This is a genomic window from Aquabacterium sp., assembly GCF_004297345.1.
GTDB lineage: Bacteria > Pseudomonadota > Gammaproteobacteria > Burkholderiales > Burkholderiaceae_C > Aquabacterium.
In genome coordinates, this window is record NZ_SCTN01000033.1 from 1 (window position 1) to 5189 (window position 5189).

General features: G+C 60.4%; 6 protein-coding genes and 1 tRNA gene. 2 read left to right on the top strand and 5 right to left on the bottom strand.

Features of this window, described 5'->3' with window-relative positions; all coding sequences use genetic code 11:
* On the bottom strand, window positions 1-442 hold a 442-nt coding region (locus tag EPO09_RS00920; protein ID WP_290639268.1), incomplete at its 3' end, for an NAD(P)H-hydrate epimerase.
* 459 nt (window positions 443-901) lie between these two features.
* Window positions 902-1051: a hypothetical protein gene (locus tag EPO09_RS00925; protein ID WP_290639270.1), complete on the bottom strand. Its 150-nt coding sequence runs from the start codon at window positions 1049-1051 to the stop codon at window positions 902-904.
* Between the two features lie 456 nt (window positions 1052-1507).
* Between EPO09_RS00925 and EPO09_RS00930 the strand changes: the two genes are divergently transcribed.
* Window positions 1508-2257 (top strand): hypothetical protein, encoded by a 750-nt coding sequence (locus tag EPO09_RS00930; RefSeq protein WP_290639272.1) that lies wholly within the window; start codon window positions 1508-1510, stop codon window positions 2255-2257.
* A gap of 82 nt (window positions 2258-2339) precedes the next feature.
* Here the strand turns inward: EPO09_RS00930 and EPO09_RS00935 are convergent.
* Together EPO09_RS00935 and EPO09_RS00940 are read right to left on the bottom strand one after the other, a co-directional pair.
* Window positions 2340-2429: transfer RNA gene (locus EPO09_RS00935), tRNA-Ser, on the bottom strand.
* 34 nt (window positions 2430-2463) lie between these two features.
* Window positions 2464-3291: a symmetrical bis(5'-nucleosyl)-tetraphosphatase gene (locus EPO09_RS00940; protein ID WP_290639273.1), complete on the bottom strand. Its 828-nt coding sequence runs from the start codon at window positions 3289-3291 to the stop codon at window positions 2464-2466.
* 73 nt (window positions 3292-3364) lie between these two features.
* Between EPO09_RS00940 and EPO09_RS00945 the strand changes: the two genes are divergently transcribed.
* Window positions 3365-4660 (top strand): hemolysin family protein, encoded by a 1296-nt coding sequence (locus tag EPO09_RS00945; RefSeq protein ID WP_290639275.1) that lies wholly within the window; start codon window positions 3365-3367, stop codon window positions 4658-4660.
* A 4-nt stretch (window positions 4661-4664) separates the two neighbouring features.
* On the opposite strand, the gene EPO09_RS00950 is transcribed toward EPO09_RS00945, so the two are convergent.
* The coding region (locus EPO09_RS00950) for a ComEC/Rec2 family competence protein (protein ID WP_367200032.1) at window positions 4665-5189 on the bottom strand (525 nt) is incomplete at its 5' end.

Here is a 5189-nt window from a genome sequence, read left to right on the forward strand (position 1 = left end):
CGTCGGCTGCCGCGCCATCCAGGGCTCGCGTCAAGCCGGCACCAAACAGCGCATCAACCAACAATTTAGCGCCATCCAGACAATCGACTTGTACCGCGCCAACAACCGCAGCACCCGTCTCGACCGCCTCCCCTGCATGGCCTTGCACCCAGACTTGCGCAGCCAAGGCCGCATCACCCTTGAGCTCATCCACCCCCACCAGGCAAGCGACACGCACAGGCCACCCAAGCTCGCGCAAGCGGGCCGCCACGATGAAACCATCGCCGCCGTTGTTGCCCGGGCCGCACAGCACCACCGTCTCACGCACAGACCAGCGCTGGGTGATGGCACGTACCACGGCATCACCAGCGGCCTGCATCAAGGTGAAGCCAGGTGTACCAGACCGAATCGCTGCTGCGTCGGCCTGCGCCATCTGGGCGACCGTCAGGAGTTCACAAACCATGTTGAAAGCGCTTTCATCAGGCGCATTGCCATCACATTGATGCACAGTGTGCCGCCAACTTTTGCACACCCAAGGCTCGAAAAGGCTTTTGCGCTTGATGTACGTGAAAATTCACGCGACAAAACACGCTGGTGGCGAGATACTGAATTCCGTCGACGCATTGAGGTAATCAACGCCAGACAGGGTAGCCGGGTAACGGCGCCAAGAATGGGTGCTCAGTCTGACTCGATCAGGCAGGCAAGGCGGTCTTGCTGCACCACGCCACCGATCTGGTGGCTCCCCTTCGCAGGGGTAGATCCAGGGATCGCCCGACTGGATCAGGTCTTCCGGTAGGAATGGCCGACCACACAGCCCGTCGCTCCTAGGCCGATGGGCTGTTTTCTTTGATCAGCAGGTCTGCGTCGCTGACAATCGCTGATGCCCAAGGCCTCACAACAGTCAGCAGACCGGTTGTGCCGTTCAGTTGTAATGCTCGTACAGCATCATGCTCACAATAAAGAGCATGAGCATCAGATCAATCCACCAATCGCCCAGAACGACGTTCTGCAAGCGATCGAGTACCCGGTTAACACGATTGAAAAGGCAATGCGGCGGCTTCACGCTCATCATGACGCGCTCCTGTTTGAGTTGAACGGTTGAGAAGCCCTGCCAGGCCCGTCGCGCAGCACATGCCGCGACAGCCAGGGTTCAAGACGTCAAAAATCGGGAAGGAGGTACGGGCTCAAGGTCCCTGACGGGCCCAGCTTCTGACCTCAATCTCCGCCCACTCTTCGGGCGGCACATGGCCCCGTTCGTCCTGCCACAGACGCTCAGCCGCACGGGCCGCAGCAGCCGGCATCAGACCAGGCTGAAGCTCGGCCAGACGCTTGATGCAGCGGGCTATCCAGGCAGTTTTGAGGGGCGCTTCCATACTGTCATTTTATACAGTACAAAGCGTTTTGTGTAGCCCGTCAGGGAATGCCCGATGCCAGAAGTTGGCCCCGTTCACCGCACTTTTCGCTGCATGGCCTTGCGCCGGGTGCTGGCAGTGTGTTCGAACAGTGAAATCAATTGCGTGGAGAAGGCATGAGCACCCTGTCAGTGAACACCGTTACAGCGGCGCCAGTGCAGAGCAACGGCTCATCATCGACGACAGCCGCTCAAAGCCAAGCATCAGCAGCGCTGAGCAAAATCTCGCCAGCGCTAGCCAGGGCGCATGAGCGCATCGTCGCGCAGGCTCAATCAGAGTCCACGTCGATCTCGCAACTGGGTCAGTACAAAGCTACCGTCTCCAGCCTGGCGACCGCATCCAATGCCCTGGGCGGCATCTCCAGCAAAACAACTGCCTCTGACGCCGTCAAGATGGTTGAAAGTTTCATCGCTACTTTCAACAACGCAATCAAGCAGGCCAACACCGCCAGCAATACGAGCGGTCAGAGCCAGACAAATGCAAGCAGGACATTGGTCGAGTCGAAGAGAACACTGTCATCAACGGACTCATCAAGATCACAACTCAATAAATTGGGCATCACTCGACAGCAAGATGGGACGCTCGCGCTTGACGCATCTGTCCTGCAAAAGAGCCTGGCAAATGCCCCTGACGCTACGACCGCCACCCTGTCCCAGCTTGGCAAGGTCATAGGAAAACGAGCTGAATCAGAACTGGCCGACAAGGGGCGACTGAATGTGGCGTCGACAAAATCGAGCGAGCGAGCGCTCGCCTTGAAGCAGCAGCAAAGCGCCTTGCTTAGTGCCGCGACCTCCATGTCGCAAGCTCAAACCAGCAGCGCCAGTTGGGCCAGCAAGCAAGCGCTGCTGAAGTATTCGGCCAGTTGATGCCCTTGTGCAGGGAGCGCAACTGTCGCCGCTCCTAAGTGGTTGATTCGCCTAGTTTCCTAGGGAGATCAACGACTTGGATTGGCGGGTGCGGTGAGATTCGAACTCACGGAGGGGATAAACCCTCGCCGGTTTTCAAGACCGGTGCCTTAAACCGCTCGGCCACACACCCTTTGAAGCCGCCATTGTAGATGGCTTTGTGCGTGTCAGCCCTTGCCCGGCTTCTGTGCCTGCGGACAATCGATCTGAATGAGCTCCCGCGTGGCGCCATCGACACGCACGGCTGTGAGCTGTCCACCCCAGATGCAACCGGTATCGAGCGCCATCAAGTCATCCCTGTTAATCAAACCCAGGGTAGACCAATGCCCAAATGCAACTGGCGTGTTGGCCGTTCGGCGGCCCGGTACGTCGAACCAGGGCATGAAACCCTCCGGCGCACCGCCCACGCCCTCTTTGGTGGCGAACTCCATCGTGCCGTCCACCGAGCAAAACCGCAGCCTGGTCAGGCTGTTGACCACGCAACGCCAGCGCGGCACGCCCTGCAGGCTGTCATCCCACTTGTCGGGCTCATTGCCATACATGCGCGTGAGGAACTCACCCACGTCGGGCCCAGCCAGCATGGCCTCCACTTCTGCCGCCAGCGCCACGGTCTGAGCCGCATCCCATTGAGGGACGACACCCGCGTGCACCATCAGCCAGCCGTGTTCATGCACGGCCAGCCGGCGCTGGCGTATCCAGTTGAGCCAGTCGTCGCGATCGGGCGCGTTCAGGATCTCGTCGAGCGTATCGCTGCGGTGCGGCTTGCGCACGCCGTGCGCCACAGCCAGCAGGTGCAGATCGTGATTGCCCAGCAAGCAGGTCGCGGCGTTGTCGAGTTCGCGCAACCGGCGCAGGACGCCCAGGGAGTCCGGCCCCCGGTTCACCAAATCGCCCAGCACATAGACGTGGTCGCGGGAGGGCGAGAAATCAACGGTTTGCAGCAGCCGCTCGAACGGATTGCAACAACCTTGCAAGTCACCAACAAGATAGATCATGGAACGGATTCTGCTACGCTTATAGACCCTTTACAGACGGCCCAGCCAGGCTTTGCCAGACGCGGCGCCACTCATGGAACTTGCTCTACTGTTTTTTCTGACCCTGCTCAACGGCTGCTTTGCCATGTCCGAAATGGCGCTGGCCTCCAGCCGCAAGGCACGTTTGCAGGTCATGGCCGAAACCGGCGACTCTGGCGCCCAGGCTGCGATTGATCTGCACGATAACCCCACGCAGTTCCTGTCCACCGTTCAAATCGGTATCACCTCCACGGGTGTGCTCAACGGCATCGTCGGCGATGCCGCGTTTTCAGAGCCACTGGCTCACTGGCTGCAGGCCAACCTCGCCTTGCATGAGCGTGCGGCGGCCCTGACGGCCACCGGCCTGGTCGTGCTGATCATCACTGTCGTGACCATCATTTTTGGCGAGTTGGTCCCCAAGCGGGTCGGTCAGCTTTACCCTGAAACGGTGGCACGCCTCGTGGCCCCGCCCATGAAGTGGCTGTCCAGCATGACCAAGCCTTTCGTGCGCATGCTGGCCGCCACGACCGAGTTCATCCTCAAGCTCATCGGTGTCAAAGACAGCGGTGCACGCAGCGTGACAGAAGAAGAAATCGCGGCCCAACTGGAAGAAGGCCTGGATGCTGGCGTGATCGAGGCGCACGAGCACCAGATGGTGCGCAACGTGTTCCGCCTGGATGAACGCCAGATCGGCTCGATGATGATTCCTCGCAGCGACATCGCCTGGCTGAACATCGAGGCCCCGATATCGGAGAACCTCGCGACCATTGCCAAGCATGGCTTCTCGCGCTACCCGGTTTGCCGTGGCGGCCTGGACGATGTGGTGGGCGTGATCACCGCGCAGCAGTTGCTGCACCAATTGACCCAGCAACAACACAATGACCTGAGCGAAGGTTTGCTGCACGCCGTGTTCGTGCCCGAAACCCTCTCGGGCATGGAGTTGCTGGAGCATTTCCGTGCAAACGACACCCAGATGGTCTTCGTGGTCGATGAGTACGGCGAAGTCCAAGGCGTGATCACCCTGCGCGACGTGCTGGAAGCCATCACAGGCGAGTTCACCCCGCTCGAAGCCGACGATGCCTGGGCCATTCAACGCGAAGACGGCTCCTGGCTGATTGACGGCCTCATCCCCGTGCCCGAGTTGAAGGACCGGCTGGAGATCAAGTCCCTGCCTGACGAAGACCGTGGCCGCTACAACACCCTGGCCGGCATGGTCATGCTGCTGCTGGGCCGTCTGCCTCAGACCACCGACTCGGTGGAGTGGGAAGGCTGGCGCTTTGAAGTCGTGGACATGGACGGCAAGCGCATCGACAAGATTCTGGCCAGCCAGACCAAAGACGCCCGCGACTGACTGATCACCCATGGGGCCGTAGCGAAGCCATCGGGGAAGGCTGGTCCCAATAGCGATGGTGCGCCGGGCGCCAACACGCTCCCAGATGCGGCTGATCTGCCGAGCGTGTGCCATCTTGCACAAGCGCATCAGCATCATCGCTGAACCAGATATACGCCCCGCAAGACGGGCTGGCCACCCAGTTCAGCCGCATCGATTCATAGCGCGCCAACACGGATGGGGATGGGTGTCCATATCGGTTGCGTCGCCCCACCTGAATCACCACTTGCTCAGGCCCAACGGCCTGCAGGAAGCCTGCTGTCGACGATGTCTGGCTGCCGTGATGTGCCGCGATGAGCACCGTGCTGCGCAAATGACCCGCCAAATAATTCGCGTCCTGCGCCACCAGTTCAGCCTCCTGCGCTGACTCGATGTCCCCAGTCAGCAAAGCGCTGCGCCCGGCCGCACTCACCTTGAGCACACAAGAGATGGCGTTGGGCGACAACTCATCACGATGCGCATAGGCCTGCGCACCTGGATGCAAGACTTC

Coding starts and splice junctions, on each gene's coding strand:
- EPO09_RS00930 (WP_290639272.1), top strand. CDS start 1,508: ATGAGCACCCTGTCAGTGAACACCGTTACAGCGGCGCCAGTGCAGAGC.
- EPO09_RS00925 (WP_290639270.1), bottom strand. CDS start 1,051: ATGATGAGCGTGAAGCCGCCGCATTGCCTTTTCAATCGTGTTAACCGG.
- EPO09_RS00940 (WP_290639273.1), bottom strand. CDS start 3,291: ATGATCTATCTTGTTGGTGACTTGCAAGGTTGTTGCAATCCGTTCGAG.
- EPO09_RS00945 (WP_290639275.1), top strand. CDS start 3,365: ATGGAACTTGCTCTACTGTTTTTTCTGACCCTGCTCAACGGCTGCTTT.